Here is a 20847-nt window from a genome sequence, read left to right as displayed (position 1 = left end):
CAGCCCCCGCGGCGCCAGCGCGACAGCCGCGCCGCGGCGCTGCGGCTACAGTCGGCGCATCAGGAGCGCAGATGGTGAGCAGCAGCAAGGCTTGGCGTTGGATGCACTGGCTGGGCGGCTATGGGGCCGGCGGCGGACGGCGCCTCGCGCTGACGCGCTGGTTTGCCGTCGTCGGCAGCCTCGCCATCGGCCTGTTTGCCATCGGCATGAGCTGGCTGATGAGCAGCTTTCTGGCCACGCGCATGCTCACCCGCGATGCCGAGATCAGCCGCGATTTTGTGCAGAGCATCGTCAACATCCAGCAGGTGGCGGGCTTCTTTCGGGCACCCACCGTTGCGCCGGAGCCCTCGGTGGTGGAGTTCTTCGCCCATGTGGCGGCCATGCCCGATGTGCTGCGCGCCAATGTCTATGCGCCCAGCGGCCGGGTGCTGTGGTCCAGCCGCAGTGAGCTGATCGGCAAGAGCTTTGCCGTCAACGATGAGCTCGACCGCGCGCTCAAGGGCCGCGTCGTCGTCAACCAGGAAGATGAGGACGACGAAGCGCCCAAGGCCGAGCACCAGGGCCTGGCCAAGCGCAGCATCGGCTTCGTCGAGGACTATCTACCAGTCTTCGACGACCGCAATCACGAGCTGATCGGCGTGATCGAGCTGTACCGCCAGCCGGTCGCCTTGCTGGAGGCGATTGCCTCGGGTCAGCGGCTGATCTGGTGGGGCGCGGCGCTGGGCGGCCTGGTGCTGCTGGGCGTGCTGGTGGCCTTTGTGCGCCGCACCGAGGGCGTGCTGCAAGCGCAGCAGCAGCGGCTGCTGGAAGCCGAGACGCTGGCGGTGTTGGGCGAGCTGTCGGGCGCGGTGGCGCACAGCATCCGCAATCCGCTGGTGTCGATTCGCACCTCGGCCGAGCTGCAGCGCGAGATTGCCGGCGATGCCGACGAGGTGCATGGCGAGATCATCCGCAATGTCGATCGCATCGAGCATCTGGTGCGCACCATGCTCACCTACGCGGCCGAGCCGGCCGATCATCCGCAGCAGGCCGATCTGGCCGCCGTGCTGCGCGAGGCTGCGCAGCGCTTCGAGCCCGAGCTGCGCCAGCAGGGCAAACGTTTCGAGCTGCAGCTGGCGGCGAACCTCGGCCAGGTCAGCGCCGATCCGGTCGTGCTGGCCCAGGTGCTGAACTCGCTGCTGGCCAATGCGGCCGAGGCCACCGGCGCCGGTGACCAGGTCAGCCTGCGCGCCGAACGCGAGGGCCGGCAGGCCCGCATCCTGCTCAGCGACACCGGCAAGGGCCTGGAGGCGGCGCAGTTGCAGGACATCTTCAAACCGTTTTTCACCACCAAGCCGCGCGGCCTGGGACTGGGCCTGCCGCTGGCGCGCCGCATCGTGCTGCGCCTGGGCGGCGAGATTGCGATCAGCAGCGAGCTGGGCCGTGGCACGGTCGTCACCCTGCAGCTGCCGCTGGCCGGAGCCGCGCCATGAGCGGCAGCACCGCGCAGGAGGCAAGACCTGGCCCCGGCAATGGCCGGGCGGTGCTGATCATCGACGACGAGGCGACGCTGGCACGCAATGTCGCCACCTATCTGGAGCGGCTCGGCTGGGCCACACAGGTGGCGGGCTCGGCCGAGCAGGGCTTGGACTGCTATACCGAGTTCCGCCCCGACGTCGTGCTGCTGGACCACAACCTGCCGGGCCTGAGCGGCCTGGAGGCGCTGGGCCGGCTGCGCAGCATCGATCCACAGGCCTGCGTGGTGCTGATGACCGGTTTTGGTGGCATCGAGCTGGCGGTGGCGGCGATGAAGCAGGGCGCGGTGGACTATCTGGCCAAGCCGCTGGCGCTCGGTGAGCTGAAGCTGCTGCTGGAGCGGCTGCTGACGCAGTCGCGGCTGGAGAGCACGGTCGATTACTACCGCAGCCGCGAGGCCGAGAGCAGCGGGCTGGACAAGCTGCTCGGCCGCTCGGCGCCCATCGTGGCGCTGCGCGATCGCATCGGCATGCTGCTGGGCGCCGAGCGGCAACTGACCGATGGCGATGTGCCGACGGTGCTGATCCTCGGCGAGACCGGCACCGGCAAGGAGCTGGTCGCGCGGGCCCTGCATTTCGGCGGGCCGCGGGCGGCGCAGCCCTTTGTCGAGCTGAACTGCGGCGCGCTGCAGCAGCAGCTGTTGGAATCGGAGCTGTTCGGCTACGAGAAAGGCGCCTTCACCGATGCGCGGCAGCGCAAGCTGGGCCTGGTGGAAACGGCCGAGGGCGGCACGCTGTTCCTGGACGAGATCGCCGAGGCCGACGCCTCGACCCAGCTCAAGCTCTTGAAGCTGCTGGAGGACCGCCGCTACCGCCGGCTGGGCAGCGTGCGCGAGCAGCAGGGCAATGTGCGCATCATTGGCGCCACCCACCAGCCGCTGGAACAGATGGTGCGCGAGGGCCGCTTCCGCGCCGATCTGTACTTCCGGCTGCGCATCGTTGAGATCCATGTGCCGCCGCTGCGCGAGCGCGGTGACGATGTGCTGTTCCTGGCCCGGCATTTCCTGGCCTGGCACGCGCAGCGCTACCGCCGGCCGGTGCCCGAGCTCAGCGCCGAGGCTGAGGGCCTGCTGATGCGCCACCGCTGGCCCGGCAATGTGCGCGAACTGCGCCATGCGATGGAGCAGGCGCTGCTGATGGCCCAGGGTGCGCCGCTGACGCAGCGCGAGCTGGCCTTTCTGGCCTTTGACGGGCTGGCGATGCCGGCCACGGCGGCTGCTGAGCCCCCAGTGGGTGCCGCGCCGGCAGACGAGGACCTGAATCTGGAACGCAGCGAGCGCCGGCTGATCATGACCGCGCTGCAGCGCTGCGGCGACAACGTCACCCAGGCGGCCAAGCTGCTGGGCATCTCGCGCGACACGCTGCGCTACCGGATGGAGCGGCTGCAGCTGCGCGGCGAGGGCTGAGCGGCGCGGTGCGGCTCAGTCCAGCCCTTCCTGGCGGCGCATATCGGCCAGGGTCTTGCCGGGCTCGTCGCGGAAGCGCTCGTTGAGCACCTCCAGCTGCTGGATGCGGTCGACGCGGAAATTGCGGAAGTCCTCGCGCTTCTCGCACCAGGCGGCAAAGGTCCAGACCGGCCCCCAGAAAAAGCAGCCCAGCGGGCGCAGCACCCGTTCGCTGGCGCTGCCCTTCTGGTCCTGGTACTGCACCCGCAGCTTGCGCCTGGATTCGGTGGCCAGGCGCAGCTGGCCGAGGCGCTCGCGGGTCAGCGGGTCCAGGCCTTGCAAGGGCGCATACAAAGCCAGACTCTCGGCCGCGGCGCGGGCCACGCCGGGCAGCACGGCGAGAATCTTGGACAAGGCCTCGTCGGCCTGCTGGGCAAGTTCGGTGTCGATCTGCGGCTGGGCCAGGCGCACGACGGCAACCAGCGCCTGTGCCTCTTCCTTGCTGAACATCAGCGGCGGCAGGTCGAAGCCGGCGCGCATCCGGTAGCCGACGCCGGCCTCGCCGTCGATGGGCACGCCCTGCTGCTGCAGCGCGGCGATGTCGCGATAAATCGTCCGCGGCGACACCTCCAGCCGGGTGGAAAGGAAGTCTGCCGTGCTGAGACGGCGTCCCCGTATCAGCTGGACGATCTGGAATAGGCGGTCGGCGCGTCGCATGGGGCGCTATTGTCGGTGAGGGAAGGGCTGCTAGAGTCCTGAGTCAACGATGAAAACGGAGCGGAGTACATGTCCCTGCAGCAGCTGAGCCCCGATTGGCAGACCTGGGTGCGCGACAACCTGGCGCGCGGTTGCACGCCGGCGTCGATGTTGCCCTTGATGCAGCAGGGCGGCTTCAGCGCGGCGCTGTCGCAGCGCGCGCTTGATGAAGCCGCGGCACAGCTGGGCGGCCGCAGCGCAGCAACACAGTCGGCACAAGCTGCCCGGACGGCGGAGCACTCGCCGCTGGCCGAGCATGTGCAAGCGCTGGCCATCGGCGCGCAGCCGCAGCGCGGCCGCCCGCATATCGATCTCGAGGCCAACACCATCCAGTGCAGCGATGGCCAGTTGGTGCGTATCGCCGCGGTGCTCGATGCGCCGCAGGTGGTGCTGTTTGAGAGCCTGCTCAGCGACGAGGAATGCCTGGCGATGATCGCCTTGGCCGACACCCGATTGACCCGCTCAACCGTGGTCGACGAGCAGCTGGGCGAGGCCCGGCCGCATGAACACCGGACCAGCGCCGGGGCCTGGTTCCAGCGTGGCGAGAGCGAGCTGGTGGCGCGCATCGAGGCGCGGCTGGCCGAAGTGCTGCACTGGCCGGTCGATCGCGGCGAGGGCCTGCAGGTATTGCGTTATGCCATTGGCGGCGAATACCGCGCCCACTTCGACTGGTTCAACCCGGCACACAGCGGCAGCACCCGCCACCTGCAGCAGGGCGGCCAGCGGGTCGGCACCTGCGTGATGTATCTCGACGAGGTCGAGGCCGGCGGCGCCACCCGCTTTCCCAATCTGGGCTACGAGGTGCGCCCGCGCCGCGGTGCGGCCTTGTACTTCGCCGATGTCGACAGCCAGGGCGTGGAAGACCCGTCGACGCTGCACGCCGGCGTGCCGGTGACCCGCGGCGTCAAGTACATCGCCACCAAGTGGCTGCGCGAGCGCACTTACGGCTGAGGCGCGTCAGTACAGGCGCTGCAGGGCTTCGAGCAGTTCAGCGGCGCTGACTTGCCGGGTCAGCGAGGCCTTGCCGCCAATGCTGTTGAAGAGGCTCAGCTCAACGCCGTTGGCGTTTGTCGTAGAGATGACGGTCGAGCCGTCCGCGCTGCTGGCGCTGAGTTCGGCGGGGGCCTGGCTTTGCCCGCTGAGCTTCAACGCGCCGGCCAACCGCGGGCTCGCGATACTGAGCTCCGATCGCTTCAATGTCGTCGACAAGCCGCTGATCTCATAGCTGGAGTTCAGACTGATCGTCTCAGTCTTGCCCTTGACGGTGCTGCTGTAGCTGCCACTGATCGTGTAGCTGTTCGAGCCGGTGCTGCGCTGGCTGATGTTGCCGCTGTAGCTGGCATTGCCCAGCGTGCCGGCACCGCTGACCTGCAGTGCGGTGGCCTTGGTGTCGAAATCCATGCTATTGCCGGCGTAGCTCTTGTAGCCGAGCGTGCCGGAAACATACTGGCTGTCGCCGACGGTGCATTTGTCGAAGTTCAGCGTGCTCTCGCTGGCGTTGCCCTGGTAGTCGAAGGTGCCGCCGCCAGGGCAGGTGTGCTTGCCCGTGCCGACGTCGCCCGTCAGCAGCTGCACGGCGGCGATTTGCCAGATGCGTTCGATGGACATTGCCTCATCCCGGTTCTTGGCGGCGACGACGAAGACGTCAAGCAGATTGCTGCTGTTGATCTGGTAGTCGTTCAGCGGTGGCGTTGGCGGCGTGCTGGAGCCGCCACCGCCGCAAGCGCTGAGCGCGAGCACGGTGGCGAGCAAGGAGCCGAGGGCGGCGATTGACGATGAAGTGGTGGATGCGTTCATGGTGTTGACTGATCGGAGTTGATGAAAAATTTTGGGACGAGCACGACCACGCCTGATGCTCGGGCGATGAACATCCGGCGACCGCGGTCGCCTGGATTGCGTGGGGGAAGGGGGCTGACCGGCAGGTAGTGCGGCGGCCGCGGCGACGGGCTACTGCCTGGCGCGCGAGCGGGCTGCGGCCAGTTCGGCCGCGCTGATTGTTCGGATGGCCAGCGGCACGACGCTTTTGGCGCTGCGCAGCTCGAGCTGGCGGGATGTGCCGAGCTCGGTGACCGTCAAGGTCGAGCCATCTTCAGCGCTGACGACGAAGCTGCGCCCATTGGACTGCGCGGTCTCGATGACGGTCAGCTTCAGCGGATAAGGGAAGCGCGGCGAACGGATGTTCAGTTCGCGGCGTTGGTAGCTGGCGTCGGCGGGCCGCCGGCTGTGAGTGATGTTCTCGTAATAGCGCGTCGCAGCGCCATTGCTGACGCTCATCGCGCCGCTCAGCGATTTGCCCTCGACGTCGGCGATGGGCAGCTCGATCTGGTACTGAGCGTTGTAGACAAGCTGCGGCGCATCGGCATAGAAGCCCGGCAGCACCAGGTCCTTCAGGCTGAGCTTGCTGCCGGCGCTGGCACGCTGGCTGCTATCTATGCTGATGCTGCCCGATCCCAGCGTCAGCAGCGGCAGTTTGCAGTTCTGCGCGGTGTAGCGCCAGACCTCGCCCTGCCAATCCAGCGTGACCGATCCCCCGCCGGGGCAGGCGGCGCTGCCACTTGCCTTGAGCAGGGTGCGCAGGCTGTCCAGCGATTGCATCAAGACCTCGTAGTCGTAGTAGCTTTGGTTGTCGGCGACGTAGGCGACGCCGGTGGCGTCAAGCATGTTGTCGGCGCTCAGCGTGGTCGGGCCCTCTGGCGGCGGCGGTTGCAAGCCGCTGGTCGCGCCGCCACCGCAGGCGCTGAGCAAGGTGGTGCCGAGCAGGCTCAGCAGGGTCGCAAGCGCAGGAAAGGATCTCATGGTGTTTGCTGGGCGGGTATTTGTAGATTCAGAGAATCGCGTCAGGCCGGGGTGGTGCGGCGCTGGTCTGGCTCGTGTCGCTGCGCAGTCTGCCGCGCTGCCGGCATCGGCGCCACCCACAGATCGCAGCAGTGGCGCCCCTCGCACCTCCGGGTAGCACGAGCCGCTACCCAGGATCGCTTCACCACACCGGGCCGATGAAGAAATAGACGGCACTGCCGCCTTTGCGGGTGCCGCCGGCGGCCAGGTAGACCGGGCCGAAGCGGGTGTCGATGGCCAGGAAGCCGCTGGCCGCGTAGCGCACCAAGGGCTGGGGAATCGGCAGCAGGCCAAGCCGGTAGCGCAGGTCTTCGGGGTCATAAAGCGGCAGCTCGCGAGCCGCCTCGGCGGAGAAGCCGACGCGGACGGCGCCCCCCAGGCCCAGCGGCATCTGGCCGAACTGGCGGGCGACGACCAAGCGCCCGAAGCGGTGCGCTTGCACCGCAGCGCGCGAGGATTCGCCGGAGCCCGACAAGCGCAGGAAACCGCCGAGCACGGTGCTGTTGTAGGTCGGGGCGCTGTCGACGGCCCCCACCCCTTCGGCATAGGCATGGCCGGCCCAGTCGCCGAAGCGGAAGGCGCGCATCAGTTTGAGCTCGTAGGCCCGGGCGTCGCTGCCATTGCTGCGGATGCGGCTGCGCCAGGCGTCGACCAGATGGCCGCTGCTGGGAAAGGCCGGCGCATCCAGCGTGTCGACGCGCAGGCGGATCTTGTCGGTGCGTTCATTGAAGGGGCTGGCAAAACCCTTGGTGACCACGTCGGTACGCTTGTTGGCGGTCGAGATCTGCAGGTCGCCCCAGTTGCCCAGGCGGCGGCCGAGGGCCAGCGTCGTGCCGCGGCTGCGGATCTTGGTGCCTTCGATGCCGGCGCCCAGATCGGCGCCGAGGTAGTTGATCGAGGGCTCGACGTACCAGGCCGAGCCCGGGCCCAGCGGTTGCATCCAGGCCGTATCCAGCTGGCGGGTGAAGCCCAGTTTGGCGCTGGTGCGCAGCTCGGCGCCCCAGGCGTTCAGCCAGCTCAGCGTGTGCATGCCGCTGAGCGTGTAGGCGGTTTGCGAGCTGAAATCGCTGGCCACCTCGAAGCCCAAGCGCAGCCGGCTGTTTGTCCAGGCGGCCTCGGTCACCTTCATCTCGACAACGCGCTGGCCTTCGCCATCGCGCACCTGCACGTCGATGCGCTCGAATTCACCCCGGCCGTAGAGCTGGGCGCTGGCCTGCTGCAGCTCGGCATGGCTGAGCGGCTCGCCCGCCTTCAGATCGAGTTCGGCACGCAGCGCTTCGGCGTTGCTGCGCTGGGTACCGGTGATGCGCAGCTCGCCCAGCGGTAGCGCAGCAGCGCTGATCGCCGGTCGGTCGAGGCGGGCGGCTTCGAGTCGCTCATAGTCGGGCGTCGGCAGCGCCAGTGCGGCGAGCCGCGGTTGCAGCGCTTCAGCGGCGATGCGGCCGGCCTCGACGGCACTGGCAGCCCGGCTGAAATCGGTCAGGCCTATGCCGGGCATCTCCGGCGTGATCAGGATGTCCTGCGGCTTCAGTTCGGCCAGCGAGCGCTCGACGTTCTGGTTGGTCAGGATGCGCACCATCTGGTCGGTGACGCTGAGCGCGCTCTGGATCTGCTGCTCGTCCAGCAGCGGTGAGCCGACGTTGACGGCAATGATCAGCTCGGCGCCCATCGCGCGGGCCACGTCAACGGCCAGATTGCGCACCAGCGCACCATCAACCAGCAGGCGCTGCTCGACGCGCACCGGTGAGAACAGCGCCGGCACCGCCATCGAGGCGCGCATGGTCTGCTGCAGCGGCGTCTGCTTGAGCACCACCATCTGGCCGCCGACCAGATCGGTAGCCACCGCCTGGAAGGGCAGCGGCAGGCGATCGACCGGCGTATCGGCGCGGCGGCCCGGCGGCAGCTTGTTCAGCGTGAATTCCAGCGCGCTATTGCCAGCCGCCGCGGTGGGTAGCAGCACGCCCTGCAGGCTCAGGCCAAACTCGACACGCGAGGGCAGCAGCTGATCGTCCTCACGGCGACGGAAGCTCAGGTCCGGCCGCGGCGGTCGGTCGGCCAGGATGCTGTTCCAGTCGGCCTCGCGGACCAGCGACTCCAGCTCATCGACGCTGCGGCCCGCGGCATAGGCGCCACCGACGACGGCCCCCATGCTGGTGCCGACGACCATGTCGACCGGCACCTGCAGCCGTTGCAGCACCCTCAGCACACCGATATGGGCCAGGCCACGCGCGCCGCCGCCAGAAAGTACCAGAGCGATCCTAGGCCGCGGCGCCGGCTCGGCGGCCCGAGCGGGCAGGCAGGCACCCAGACACAGGCTGCCGAGCAGGGTGTGAAGGGCGAGGCGACGCAGCGGGGAGAGGGGCATGGCGGAGAGGGGTAACGATGGCCAGCCGGGTGTGCGGCAGCCAGGAGCGCAGAGCGCGGGGGTACTGCCCAAGGCGCCGCATTGTGGCCAAGCCAGGTGGCGATGTCGAATGGCACCCTGTCAAAAGTCATGCGGCACTGCCGGCAATGGCATGGCGTTTGCTTTGTCCCTCGCATGACTACGTCCATCAAGCCCACAAGGCTGGACCCCTCTGTCGCTCCGCTGCTGGCTGATTGCGCTCACCCGCCTTACAGCGTGGCCCTCGAGCGCCCCGACCAGGCCGACGTGCAAGCGCTGATCGCCGCCCTGGACGCCTACCAGGCTGCGCTTTACCCGTCGACTGGCGGCCGGCCGACGGCGCTCAGCCGCCTGCTACGGCCCGAGGTGCGCTTCATGGTGGTGCGAAATGCCTTCAAGCAGGTGCAGGGCTGCGCGGCCATCGTGCTTTCGCCCGAACAGGCGGAGCTGCAGCGGCTGATGATCGAGCCGGCGGCGCGCGGTCACGGCCTGGCCAAGCAGCTGCTGCAGGCGCTGGAGCGCGAGGCCTTGCGCGCCGGCCAGCGCTGCATGCGTCTGGAGGCCGGACTGCGTCAGCGGCCGGCGATTCATCTGTGTGAACGCATGGGTTTCGTGCCGCGGCCACCGTTCGGCCGCCATCGGGCGGCTCCGTTCAGCCTGTTCATGGAGAAGTGGCTGGCCGACTGAGCGGCACTCGCCATTGCCGATGCACGGCCTATCCATGCCGATGCGGCATGGCGGACTTGATCATCGAGGCGCCGGCCGCGCGCAGAATGCATGTCCGTACTGACCACGGCGGCCCGGTCGACGGGCCGGAACCCCCATGTCCGGATCTGCGCCTTCGCTGCCCCACCTCATCATCATCGGTTGCGGTTTTGGCGGCTTGGAGGCGGCGCGCAGCCTGGCAAGGGCAGCGCTGCGCATCACCTTGATCGACCGCAGCAACCACCATCTGTTCCAGCCCCTGCTCTACCAGGTGGCAACGGCCGGCCTGTCGGCACCGTCGATTGCCGCGCCGATCCGGCACATGCTGCGCAGCCAGCGCAACTTGACCGTGCTGATGGCGGAAGTCAGCAGCATCGCGACGGCGGCTCGCGAAATCGAACTGGCCGACGGCCAGCGCCTGCCATACGACTACCTGATCGTCGCCAGCGGCGCCACGCATAGCTATTTTGGCCGCGACGATTGGGCCGCTCACGCGCCGGGATTGAAGACGCTGGCCGATGCCTTCGAGCTGCGCGGCCGGCTGCTCAGTGCCTTCGAGCGGGCCGAGACGCTGGCCGATGAGGCGGCGCGCCAGCCCTGGCTGAACTTCATCGTCATCGGCGCCGGACCGACCGGCGTCGAGATGGCCGGCACGCTGGCCGAGATTGCGCGCCACACCTTGCGCGATGAGTTCCGCCGCATCGATCCGGCTGCTGCCCAGGTGCTCTTGCTCGAAGGCTCGGATCGGGTCTTGCAAGCCTTCAAACCCGAACTGTCGGCGCAGGCGCAGCGCCAGCTGCAGGGGCTGGGCGTGCAGGTGCGCACCGGCTGCAAGGTGGTTGGCATCGATGCCGAGGGCGTCGACGTCGAACAGGCCGGTCGGCGCGAGCGGCTGCCGGCACGCACCGTGGTCTGGGCCGCCGGCGTGGCGGCCAGCCCCTTGGGCCGTCAGCTGGGCGTGCCGCTGGACCGCGCCGGGCGCGTCATCGTCGAGCCTGGGCTGAACATTCCCGGCCATGCCGAGGTGTTTGTGATTGGCGATCTGGCGGCGGCACACAGCCTGGATTACCGCGGCGAGCGTCGGCCGGTGCCCGGTGTCAGCCCGGCGGCCAAGCAGATGGGCCGCCATGTGGCGCGGCAGATCATCGGCCGCTTAAAGGGTCAGGTCTTGCCAGCGGCGGAGCTGCCATTTCGTTACCGCGACTATGGCGCCTTGGCCACCATAGGCCGCAAGGCCGCCGTGGCCGATCTCGGGCGCCTGCAGTTCTCAGGCTATCCGGCCTGGCTGTTCTGGCTCTTCGTGCACATCTATTTCCTGATCGGCTTTCGCAACCGGCTGGTCGTGCTGATGGACTGGGCCTGGGCCTACTGGAGCTTCCAGCGTTATGCGCGCATCGTGGTCGAACCGGTGTCAGGGGAAGAGCGGCACTAGCGCGGCGCCAGCCCCATCGCGTCCAGCCGCAGCAGGATCTCGGTGCGGCGTTCGCGGGCAATCTCGCGCCAGTCGCAGTCTTCCTGAGCGCCGATCAGCGCATAAAGCAGATTGAGGCTGGCGCCGGGCCAGGCCGCCTTGAGTCGGGCGTAGAGCTCATAGACGTCTGCGGCGGCAAGCTGGTCCGGCGTGCTGATGCCCAGACCCGCCAGCTGCGCCTGGCTTTTGGGCCCCAGGCCGCGGAAACTTGCCGCTTTCTCGACTTTGATCTGGCGCATGGTCTTTGTTCGGGGTCGCAGCTTTACAATGGCCGCTTCATTGGGGAGTAGCCGCTGCGCATCATGCCGCAGGCCCGTGTCAACAGACTTGGTTCGTGAGAGCCATGGTACGGGCAGCCCAGGGAATCGCATTCCCGCCAGCCTGGCAAGACCTTTGATCATGCCGCCCCCTGCACCGGCCGGGCGGGCGCATGGTCATCGGTTTATTGCAATCAGGCCGGGGAGTTCTCGCCATGGAAGCTTTTCTCGTCTCTACCGGCCTGGTGGCCCTCGCCGAAATCGGCGACAAGACCCAGTTGCTGGCCTTTTTGCTGGCCGCGCGCTTTCGCAAGCCACTGCCCATCATCCTCGGCATTTTCATCGCCACCGTGGTCAACCACGGCTTCGCCGGCGCCCTGGGGGCCTGGATCACCTCGCAGCTGAGCCCCTCGACGCTGCGCTGGCTGCTGGGCCTGGGCTTTGTCGCGATGGGCTTGTGGACCCTGGTGCCGGACAAGATCGATGAGGAGAAAGAGGGCGGCAAGGGCCTGAAGCTGGGTGTGCTGGGCACCACCATCGTGGCCTTCTTCCTGGCCGAGATGGGGGACAAGACCCAGATCGCCACCGTGGCGCTGGCCGCGCGCTTCAGCGATTTCTATGCCGTGGTGGCCGGCACCACGCTGGGCATGATGATCGCCAATGTGCCGGCGGTGCTGGTGGGCAGTCGTGCGGCCAGCCGGATTCCAGTCCGCCTGGTGCATGCGGTGGCGGCGTTGATTTTCATCGCTCTGGGCCTGCTGACGCTGTTTGGCGCGGGCAGCGCCTTGGGCTTCTGAACGACACTGCTCGGGGTCAGGACTTGCCCGCGCTGGCGGCTTCGCTTAACCTGGGTTTGCCGTGCCTTTTGCACAGCTGGTAATCGGGCGCTCAAGCCGGGCGGTGAATTGCCGAGTACACAGACAGATGCAAGCGGCGCGTTTCCGGCAGGGGCGAGTCCGCTGCCGGCGCGCACAGGCGCGATGACCGAGGGAGAAAACCACGCATTGCCAGAAAGGGCATGAAGATGGGCGAACGGTCGAGAGTCTTGTTGGTTGATGACGATGAGCTGAGTTTGCAGATGCTCGCGGCGAGTCTGGAGGACAGCTACGAGTTGCAGAGCGTGACCAGTGGCGCAGAGGCCCTGGCCCTGTGTGAGCAGCAGCCTTTTGATCTGGTGCTGCTCGATGTCGAAATGCCTGAGCTCAATGGCTACGAGGTCTGCCGGCGCTTGCGCGCCAGCGAGGCCGGGGCACAGCTGTCGGTGGTGTTTCTGTCGGCGCACAGTTCGATCGAGGAACGCCTGCTCGGCTATGAGGCCGGTGGCGACGACTATGTTGCCAAGCCCTTCGAGGTGGCCGAGTTGTTGGCCAAGTTCGAGCGGCTGCTGGGACAGCGGGCGCGCCAACGCGAGCTCAGCGGCCAGCTTGACGAGGTGATGAGCGCGGTCTTGTCCAGCGCCGATATGGTCGGCGAGGCCGGTGTGGTGCTGGAGTTCCAGCGCCGGCTCAATGGTTGCGCGGACTACAAGGCGCTGGCCCAGGCCTTGTTTGAATCGCTGCAGCGCTTCGGCCTGGAGGGCTGCGTGCGCATCCAGGGCCGCGGCGAGGCGCTGTTGATCAATGCCAAGGGCGGTTGCACGGCCTTGGAGAGTTCCATCCTCGAGCACCTGCACAGCCAGACCGAGGGTGCTCGCATCCGCCCATTGGGGCCGCACACCAGCTTCCATTTCGGTTCGGTGCTGCTCTTCGTGCGCGACCTGCAGCTGCAGCGACCGGCCGAGATGGACCGCGCCGAATCGGAGCGTCTGGGTCGGGCGATCGACAATATCGCGCTGCTGGTGGAAGGCGCGGTCACCCGGGTGGCGGCGCTGGACAGCGAGCTGGCCACCCGCGACCTGGCCAACTTCCGTCATCTGGTCGGCATGACCCGCGATGCGCTGACTGACATCTCGGCACGCAACAAGGCGCAGTCGCAAGAGGTGCACAAGCTGTTTGAAAGCCTGTCCGCCGATGTCGAGAACAGCTTTCTGCATCTGGGCTTGACGCATGTGCAGGAAGAACACCTCAGCGGCATCATCAAGCAGTACATGGACGCCGTGCTGCAGACTCTGGATCAAAGTCAGGAAGTCGAACAGTTCCTGGGCCGCGTCATCAACAAGCTGGGCACCTATGCCTGAACGCTGAGTGGCCGCAGCACGGCTGAGTCCGGGAAGGCACATGACGGGCGAGAACCAGTGGGACGGTGTCGACAGCGTGCTCAGTGCCGCTGACGATGAAGAAGGCCTGAAGCAATTCAGGGCCCGGATGGACGCGCAGGTCGCGCGCGTGGCGGCCGTGCTGCTGGGCGTGGTCATGCTGGCTGCGCTGGCTCATCTGGCCTCGCTGGCGGCGATGGACGATCCCTGGCCGGTGCGCATCAGCCGCATGGGTACCGGCACCGCTGTCTTCATGATTGCGGCCTCCTCCTTCTTGCTGGCCTGGCGCATCAGCGTGCGCGTGGCGGCCTGCTTCTTCTGCAGCGCCACGATGCTGACCCTGGTGCTGCTGGCGGCCTTCTACGGCAACGGGCTGCGTTCCTCTGGCATTCCAGCATTGATTGCCCTGACCGTGGTGATGGGTTTCATGGTCGGGCCCAAGGCGGCCAAATGGAGCATGCTCGGCGCCATGCTGGGCATGAGCCTGCTGTGGTTCGCTCAGATGCAGGGTTGGATCAGCGGCATGCATGCCGGCAACACGCCGCCCTTGACCAGCTACCTGGTCGTTGACATGGTCAGCTGCTTTCTGGCCGGCTGGCTGGTGCTGCGTTATGGCACGCTGTACTGGGATGTGTCGAACTGGCTGGAGCGCTCGCGGCGCCTGCTCGCCGATACGCTGCGCGCCCAGCGGCAAAGCGCCATTGATCTGCGCTATAGCGAAGAGCGTTGGCGCGGCCTGCTGGAGAATTCCTTCAGCTCGATACAGATTTTTGATGGCAAGTCCGGCGCTTTGCGCTATGCCAATGCGCAATGCCTGCGCAAGCATGGCTGCCAACAGCTGAGCGATCTCAGCCTGAGCCAGCTTTGCCCGGGCGGCGATTTCAGCTTGCGCCAGGCGCTGCGCCATGTGCGCCGTGCGGTGTCCGAGGGCGAGCAGTACTTTCAATGGCGCAGCCGCCACCGCAATGGCGAGATGCTGTGGTGGGACATCAAGCTGGATCGCATGGAGCTCGATGGCCGCATCTGCGCCGTGGCCTTTGCGCACGACATCACTGCCCGCGTCGAGGCCGAGCGATCGTTGCAATGGCATCAGCAACGGCTGCGCCAGGAGGTGCGCGAACGCACCATCGAGCTGCAAGATGAAAAGCAGCGCATGCAGGAGATCATCGAGGCACTGCCCATCACCTTGAACATCCGCGACAGCCGCGGCCGCTTCATTCTTGTGAACCGGATGTTCGAACGTGCCACCGGCATCACCCGTGAGCAGGTGCTGGGCCGCACCGTCTTGCAGGCCTTTGGGACTGAACTGGCGCAGGAGCTGGCCATCAGCGATGCCCGGCTGCTGGCTGGCGGTGAGCAGCGCAGCAGTGAGCGGCAGCTGTTGCGCGAAGATGGGCCGCACGACTACCTGGTCACTGCCGTGTCGATGACCGATAGCCAAGGCAAGCCCTATGCGGTGCTGAACCTGGGCACCGATGTGACTTCGCTGAAGCGCCTGCAGCGCGAACTCAGCCAGGCCAAGGATGAGGCCGAGCGCCTGGCGCAGGTGAAGAGCGACTTCCTCGCCAATATGAGCCATGAAATCCGCACCCCGCTCAATGCGGTGCTGGGCCTGGCTCAACTCGGCGTTCAGCGAGCCAGCGACGCGCGGGCCAGCGCCGACAGCTTCCGCCGCATCGTCCGCGCCGGTGGCCATCTGCTGGGCGTCATCAATGATGTGCTGGATTTCTCCAAGCTGGAGAGCGGCAAGCTGGAGGTCGACCCGCAGCCCACGCAGCTGGATCAGCTGGTGCAGGAGGTGCTCGACCTGGTCGACGAGCGCGCCAGAGCCAAGGACCTGCCCCTGCGCCTGGAGCGCGATGCCGAAGTGCCGCAATGGCTGGCGTTGGACCGGCTCCGCGTCAGCCAGATCCTGCTCAATCTGCTGTCCAACGCGGTGAAGTTCACCGAGCACGGCGAGGTGCGTCTGCAGTTGCAGATCGAAGCTGCCGCAGATGGTGCTGCAGAGGCGCCGCAGCGACTGCAGTTCGTCGTGCACGACACCGGTACCGGCATTGCGCCTGATCAGCAGGCGCGCATCTTCAATGCCTTTGAGCAGGCCGACAGCTCGACCACACGTCAATTTGGCGGCACGGGCCTGGGCCTGAGCATCAGTCGGCGCCTGGCGCAGCTGATGGGCGGCGATATCGAGCTGCAGAGCGTGCCGGGCGAGGGCTCGCGTTTCACGCTGAGCCTGCCCTTGGTGGCCGCGCCGCCGCTGCATCCACCAGCGGCCGACGTGGTGCTGCCGGCCGAGACGCCGGCCAGCCAGCCACTGCGGGGCCTGCGCTTGCTGGTGACCGACGATGTCGACATCAACCGCGAGATCCTGCAGGACATGCTCGGCTATGCAGGCGCCGAGGTGGTGGCGACCGACAGCGGTGCGCAGGCCGTCAACCGGCTGTCGGAGCGCGGCGCAGGCAGCTTCGACGCCGCCCTGATGGACGTGCAGATGCCGGACATGGACGGCTATGAAGCGACCGCCCGCCTGCATCAGATCGACCCCGACCTGCCAGTGATTGCACTCACGGCCCACGCCTTGCCTGAACAGCGCATGCGCTGTCTGGCGGCGGGCATGTGCAGCCACTTGAGCAAACCGGTCGACGGCGGCGTGCTGGTGCAGACGGTGCTGGTCTACGCCCATCGTCGTCGCGCCGCCCGGCTGGCCAGCCCGATCGACAGTTCACCTGCGCCCTTGCAAGCAGTGCCTGAACTCGGCAACAGCAATTGGCCGCAGGTCGACGGTGCCGATTTCCCTGCCGCCCTGCAACGCTGTGCCGGCCGCAGCGAACTGCTCACCAAGCTGCTGGGCGCTTTTGCCAAGCAATACTCCAATCACCAGTCGGTGATGGAGGAGGCCCGGATCGGCGGGCTGATGAGTCTGCGCAGCCAGGCGCACCGCATCAAGGGCGTGGCCGGCAATCTGGGCCTGAGCCAGCTGGCCGGTGTTGCCTCGGAGCTTGAGCAGATCTGCGCCCAGGCCCATGCCGAGGAGGGCGACCCCAGCGCATTGCCCGGCGCCATCACCGCGCTGAATCGCGAACTCGGCCACAGCATTGCCGCCATACAGGCCTGGAGCTTGCGCCGCGAGGCGGCATGACCGGTTTTTCGCCGTCTGCCCCGTACGAATAGTCACATTGCCCACGTTTCGAGTGATGTGATTTGGCAACTGGGAGGGTTTCTCCGCGTGGGTCTAAGGGTCGCGCAGCCACAACAATTCGAGCCCTTGAGAAGCTGGTCATCAATGGCGACTTTGGTTCGCGTGTGGCCCGGCAACCCTGACCCTACCTCTGGAGGAACTCAATGAAGACCACCCGCCTTTGCATGGCCCTGGGCTTGGCGTACATGGGCAGCATGGCGCTGTTCTCGGCGCCCGCTCTCGCTCAACAAGAAACGCTGGAACGCGTTACCGTGACCGGTTCGTCGATTCGCCGCCTGGAGTCTGAGACAGCACTGCCGGTGACGACCATCACCCGTGAGCAAATCGAGAAGAGCGGCGCGACCAGCGTTGAAGAAGTGCTGCGCCGCGTTTCCGCCAGCGCTGCTGCGTTCTCTGACACCACGCAAGGGGCCGGTTACGCGACCTCCAACGCCAATATGCGCGGCCTCGGTGCGAACTCGACGCTGATTCTGCTGAATGGTCGCCGCCTCGCCAATCACCCCTTCGGTTCGATCGGTGGCAACGTCTCGGTGGACTTGAACAGCATCCCGTTTGCCGCGCTGGAGCGCGTCGAAGTGCTGCGTGACGGTGCCTCGGCCGTCTACGGTACCGACGCCGTCGGTGGCGTGATCAACTTCATCACCCGTCGCGACTACAAGCGCGGCGAGGTTGGCATTCGCTTTGGCGACACCAGCGCCAAGATCGGTGGCACGGAAAAGGGCGCTACCCTGTCCCTGGGCTTCGGCGACTACAACGCAGACAATTTCAACGTGCTGCTGACGGCCAATGTGCAAAAGAATACTCGCCTGCGCGCCGTCGATCAGAAGCTGTACAACCGCTTCGACGAAATCGCCGATGCCGGCGCGCCGACCTCGGGTCGCGCCTTCCCTGGCCGCCTGGTCGAATTCAACATCACGCCCGGTGCCTTCCCGGAGCTGAATCCTGGCGCTGATTTCGAGGCTTGCGACCCGGTCAACACGGTACTGCAGACCTTGGCTGCCACGACGCCCAATGGCACTGCCAAGAAGCGTTGCCGCTTCATCTACCCGGCCGTGCTCGACAATCTGCCTGACCAGAGCAAGGGCGATCTGTTCGGCCGCTTCAGCTACAAGATCGACAAGGACAACGAGTTCTTCACCGAGGCGTCGTATGCCCGTGCCCATAGCATCGGCCGCATCGCGCCGGTGCCCATCGACTCGCTGGCCGGCCACTTTGACCGCACCACTGGTGAATACCCATCGTTCAAGCTGCCCACCAGCAGCCGCTACTTCCCCAAGGATCTGCTGACCAAATTGGGTTACACCGCGGCGACCTGGGATCCGGATGGCGATGGCTTCACCGAAGTCGCGCTGCGCGCCCTGCCGCTGGGCAACCGTACCAATATCAACACCAACGAGCAGACTCGCGTCGTTGTTGGCGCTCGAGGCCTGTTCTCAGGCTGGGACTACGACACTGGCTTCACCTTTGCGCAGGCCAAGGGCAATCTGGAGTACCAGAACTACGTCCATGAGGCCAAGTTCATTGCGGCTCTGGCGACCGGCAATATCAACCCCTTTGGTGCCAGCGCCGACATGAGCGCCTGGAACAGCGCCCGGATGGAAGGTCCGATGCGCCAGTCCAAGAGCACGACCATGGCCCTGGACGCCAAGGCCAGCCGTGAAATCTTCCAGATGGACGGTGGCACGGCAGCCATCGCTGTTGGCGCAGACTTCCGCAACGAAAAGGCCGAGGACAATCCTATCAACGCCGATTACGCAGCGGGTCTGCATGTGGGCGGCGAAGGCACGGTGCCGCCGACCTCGGCCTCGCGTTCGATCTCGGCCGTGTTCACCGAGCTGAGCCTGCCCTTTGCCAAGGGCTGGGAAGGCACGGTGGCGGCGCGCTATGACCGCTACAGCGATTTCGGTTCTACCTTCAATCCGCGCTTCGCGTTGCGCTTCCAGCCGACCAAGGAACTGCTGCTGCGCGGCTCCTACGGCACTGGCTTCCGCGCGCCGACACTGTGGGACGTTCACAGCCCTGCCTCGTTCACCAACACGGCGAACCCGGCCACCGACAAGAACTGCCCGCCGGCGATGCTGGCTGACGAAGATCCGCGTTGCGTTGACAACCAGTTCAATGTGCTGAGCACGGCGTCGTCGACCCTGAAGCCCGAGAAGTCAAAGCAGGCCACGCTGGGTGTTGTGTTTGAGCCGAACAAGTACCTGACGGCGACCGTTGACTACTGGGCAATCCACAAGAGCGACCAGATCAGCCAAGTCGGCGGCGATGCCATCCTGGCCGATGCCTATCTGCTGAATCTGTACGCCTCGCGCATTCACCGCATCCAGACCGGTGCTAACACGGGCATCATTTCCTACATCGATACGCCGATCGAGAACCTGGGTGGTTTGCGCACCTCCGGTCTGGACATCGACGTTCGCGGCCGCATCAGTTTGAAGGAATACGGCAACCTGAACCTGGGTATTGCTGGCACCTACGTCAGCCAGTGGGAGCGTCAGGTCGGCAAGGACACGCCGTACATCAGCTATGTCGGCAAGGCGGGTGATGGCGGTGCTGTCCAGCCGGTGCCGCGTTGGCAGCACACGGCGTCGGCCGAATGGGTGATGGGTGTGTGGTCTGCGTCACTGGAAAACGTCTACGTCAAGGGCTGGACGGAGTCTGCGCTGCAGGTCTACAACAACGTCGGCGGTAGCGCTGCTCACGAAGTCAAGAACTCAAGCCGCTGGAACCTGTCGACCAGCTATCGCGGCTTCAAGGACGTGACGCTGCGCGTTGGCATTCGCAATCTGTTCGACAAGGAACCGCCGTACACCGCCGTGCCGTCCTATGGTTCGCACGCCGCTGGTTATGCCGGTTCGTTCGTCGATCCGCGCGGCCGCTTCTGGTACGCCTCCGCCGCTTACCAGTTCAAGTAAGCAGCACCAAGGCAGGGCCTTGCAAGAACCCCGCGGTGCCTTTGGGCCCGCGGGGTTTTTTCATGTGCTTGCGAGTTCGCCTTGGGCTTCGTAGGCCCTGAACCCATCCTCCCAGGCCGGCAGCACGTGGCGCACTTCGAAGTAGGGCACGGTGTGGATGCTGCTGTCGCGCAAACCCTCGATGAAGAAGTGCAGGGTCTTGGCGTCGGGCACTTCGAGCATCAGCACATCGCTGCACACCGCTGAGTAGGCCTCGCAATCGAAGTGACGCAGCTTCAGCCCCGGATAGCGGGGCAGCAGGCTGAGCACCTCGGTCTCGAAGATGTGCGCGCGCTGCTCGCGGGGCAGGCGCAACCAGGCGGGCAGGGCGTTGACGAGGAGAAAGCAGCAGTTCATCGGGGTCCTTGTTGGGGCGGGGGGATCGGGGAAGGGCTTCAGCGCAGCATCAGCCGGCGCGTCTGCGCGGGTGCCAGGCGCAGCAGCCAGGGCAGCAGCGCGGCACGGCCTACCCACAGCTGGGCGGGCAGACGCGGGCGGCGCAGTGTGCGCAGCAGCGCGGCAGCCACCGCCTCGGGCGGCAGCTTGTGACGTCCGCGGCCGGCGGTCATCGGCGTGTCAACGAGTGGCGGGATCAGCTCCATCAGCTGCAAGGCCGGTGCCTGCAGCTCTCGCTGCAACTGGGCGCGCAGGCTTTGCACGAACACGGCCAGGCCGGCCTTGCTGGCGTTGTAGACGGCAGCGTGGCGCTTGGGCGCATGGGCCAGCGCACTGGTGACCAGCACCAGCCGGGCGCCGCCAGGCTCCCGGGATTGGCGGCGCAGCTGCGGCAGCAGCGCCTGGGTGAGGATCAGCGGCGCGGCCAGATTGATGCGCAGCTCCTCGGCGATGGCCGCGGCGCCATAGCCCTCAGCGTCGAACAGCCGCTCGCGCTGGATGCCGGCGCAGTGCACCAGGCCGTTGAGCGTTGGCCAGCGCGCCAGGCCCTGCTGCAGCGCCTGCGGCAGCGCATCGAGATCGTCCAGGTCGACGCAACCGGTGTCGACAATGCCCGGCACTTGCGCCTGCAGCGCCGCCAGGCGCTCGGCATCGCGGCCCCAGGCGATCACGCGGTCGCCGGCGGCGGCCAGTTGCAGCGCGATGGCGCGGCCTATGCCCGAACTGGCGCCGGTGACCAGCCACAGTCTTTGTCCAGATGATGTGTTTGAATCCATGGCGCCATTCAACCGGGCG

The 20847-nt window shown here is 66.7% G+C and carries 16 protein-coding genes and 1 riboswitch; of the genes, 9 read left to right on the top strand and 7 right to left on the bottom strand.

Features of this window, described 5'->3' with window-relative positions:
* The first annotated feature begins 74 nt into the window (after positions 1–74).
* Both RQP53_RS12880 and RQP53_RS12875 read left to right on the top strand, forming a co-directional pair.
* The gene (locus tag RQP53_RS12880) at positions 75–1472 is read left to right on the top strand and encodes a sensor histidine kinase (RefSeq protein ID WP_315650719.1); all 1398 of its coding nucleotides are present in this window, start codon (positions 75–77) and stop codon (positions 1470–1472) included.
* A complete protein-coding gene (locus RQP53_RS12875; protein ID WP_315650717.1) occupies positions 1469–2920 on the top strand; it encodes a sigma-54-dependent transcriptional regulator in 1452 nt (483 codons plus the stop codon). Before RQP53_RS12880 ends, RQP53_RS12875 begins: the two co-directional genes overlap by 4 nt.
* A gap of 15 nt (positions 2921–2935) precedes the next feature.
* Here the strand turns inward: RQP53_RS12875 and RQP53_RS12870 are convergent, their stop codons facing one another.
* The gene (locus RQP53_RS12870; RefSeq protein ID WP_315650716.1) at positions 2936–3616 is read right to left on the bottom strand and encodes a helix-turn-helix transcriptional regulator; all 681 of its coding nucleotides are present in this window, start codon (positions 3614–3616) and stop codon (positions 2936–2938) included.
* Positions 3617–3685: 69 nt separating this feature from the next.
* On the opposite strand from RQP53_RS12870, the gene RQP53_RS12865 reads away from it, so the two are divergent.
* A complete protein-coding gene (locus RQP53_RS12865) occupies positions 3686–4606 on the top strand; it encodes a 2OG-Fe(II) oxygenase (protein ID WP_315650715.1) in 921 nt (306 codons plus the stop codon).
* A 6-nt stretch (positions 4607–4612) separates the two neighbouring features.
* Here the strand turns inward: RQP53_RS12865 and RQP53_RS12860 are convergent, their stop codons facing one another.
* The 3 genes from RQP53_RS12860 to RQP53_RS12850 all read right to left on the bottom strand — a co-directional run bounded on the left by RQP53_RS12860 (position 4613) and on the right by RQP53_RS12850 (position 8855).
* A complete protein-coding gene (locus RQP53_RS12860; RefSeq protein ID WP_315650714.1) occupies positions 4613–5452 on the bottom strand; it encodes a hypothetical protein in 840 nt (279 codons plus the stop codon).
* Positions 5453–5602: 150 nt separating this feature from the next.
* A complete protein-coding gene (locus RQP53_RS12855; protein ID WP_315650713.1) occupies positions 5603–6451 on the bottom strand; it encodes a hypothetical protein in 849 nt (282 codons plus the stop codon).
* 181 nt (positions 6452–6632) lie between these two features.
* The gene (locus RQP53_RS12850) at positions 6633–8855 is read right to left on the bottom strand and encodes a patatin-like phospholipase family protein (RefSeq protein WP_315650712.1); all 2223 of its coding nucleotides are present in this window, start codon (positions 8853–8855) and stop codon (positions 6633–6635) included.
* A gap of 174 nt (positions 8856–9029) precedes the next feature.
* Between RQP53_RS12850 and RQP53_RS12845 the strand changes: the two genes are divergently transcribed.
* Both RQP53_RS12845 and RQP53_RS12840 read left to right on the top strand, forming a co-directional pair.
* The gene (locus tag RQP53_RS12845; RefSeq protein WP_315650711.1) at positions 9030–9560 is read left to right on the top strand and encodes a GNAT family N-acetyltransferase; all 531 of its coding nucleotides are present in this window, start codon (positions 9030–9032) and stop codon (positions 9558–9560) included.
* Between the two features lie 136 nt (positions 9561–9696).
* Positions 9697–11010, top strand: a complete 1314-nt coding sequence (locus tag RQP53_RS12840) for an NAD(P)/FAD-dependent oxidoreductase (protein WP_315650710.1) — start codon at positions 9697–9699, stop codon at positions 11008–11010.
* On the opposite strand, the gene RQP53_RS12835 is transcribed toward RQP53_RS12840, so the two are convergent.
* Complete coding sequence (locus tag RQP53_RS12835) at positions 11007–11288, bottom strand: TfoX/Sxy family DNA transformation protein (protein ID WP_315650709.1); 282 nt, start codon at positions 11286–11288, stop codon at positions 11007–11009. The two genes, RQP53_RS12840 and RQP53_RS12835, sit on opposite strands and share 4 nt — an antisense overlap.
* Positions 11289–11313: 25 nt before the next feature.
* Positions 11314–11507: riboswitch (yybP-ykoY riboswitch) on the top strand.
* A gap of 14 nt (positions 11508–11521) precedes the next feature.
* Here RQP53_RS12835 and RQP53_RS12830 point away from each other — a divergent pair.
* The 4 genes from RQP53_RS12830 (at position 11522) to RQP53_RS12815 (ending at position 19617) form a co-directional block, all read left to right on the top strand.
* Positions 11522–12103, top strand: a complete 582-nt coding sequence (locus RQP53_RS12830) for a TMEM165/GDT1 family protein (protein ID WP_315650708.1) — start codon at positions 11522–11524, stop codon at positions 12101–12103.
* Positions 12104–12324: 221 nt separating this feature from the next.
* The gene (locus RQP53_RS12825) at positions 12325–13482 is read left to right on the top strand and encodes a response regulator (RefSeq protein ID WP_315650707.1); all 1158 of its coding nucleotides are present in this window, start codon (positions 12325–12327) and stop codon (positions 13480–13482) included.
* 40 nt (positions 13483–13522) lie between these two features.
* Positions 13523–16639, top strand: a complete 3117-nt coding sequence (locus RQP53_RS12820) for an ATP-binding protein (RefSeq protein WP_315650706.1) — start codon at positions 13523–13525, stop codon at positions 16637–16639.
* Between the two features lie 203 nt (positions 16640–16842).
* The gene (locus RQP53_RS12815; protein ID WP_315650705.1) at positions 16843–19617 is read left to right on the top strand and encodes a TonB-dependent receptor; all 2775 of its coding nucleotides are present in this window, start codon (positions 16843–16845) and stop codon (positions 19615–19617) included.
* 60 nt (positions 19618–19677) lie between these two features.
* On the opposite strand, the gene RQP53_RS12810 is transcribed toward RQP53_RS12815, so the two are convergent.
* On the bottom strand, positions 19678–20013 hold the full coding sequence (locus RQP53_RS12810; RefSeq protein ID WP_315650704.1) for a darcynin family protein: 336 nt from the start codon (positions 20011–20013) through the stop codon (positions 19678–19680).
* Positions 20014–20051: 38 nt separating this feature from the next.
* Positions 20052–20828 carry an SDR family NAD(P)-dependent oxidoreductase gene (locus RQP53_RS12805; RefSeq protein ID WP_315650703.1) on the bottom strand — a complete coding sequence of 259 codons (777 nt, stop codon included), beginning with the start codon at positions 20826–20828 and terminating at the stop codon, positions 20052–20054.
* Positions 20829–20847 lie beyond the last annotated feature (19 nt).

The organism is Roseateles aquae, assembly GCF_032337115.1.
Lineage (GTDB): Bacteria > Pseudomonadota > Gammaproteobacteria > Burkholderiales > Burkholderiaceae_C > Roseateles_C > Roseateles_C aquae.
This window is presented reverse-complemented; position numbering and strand designations above follow the sequence as displayed.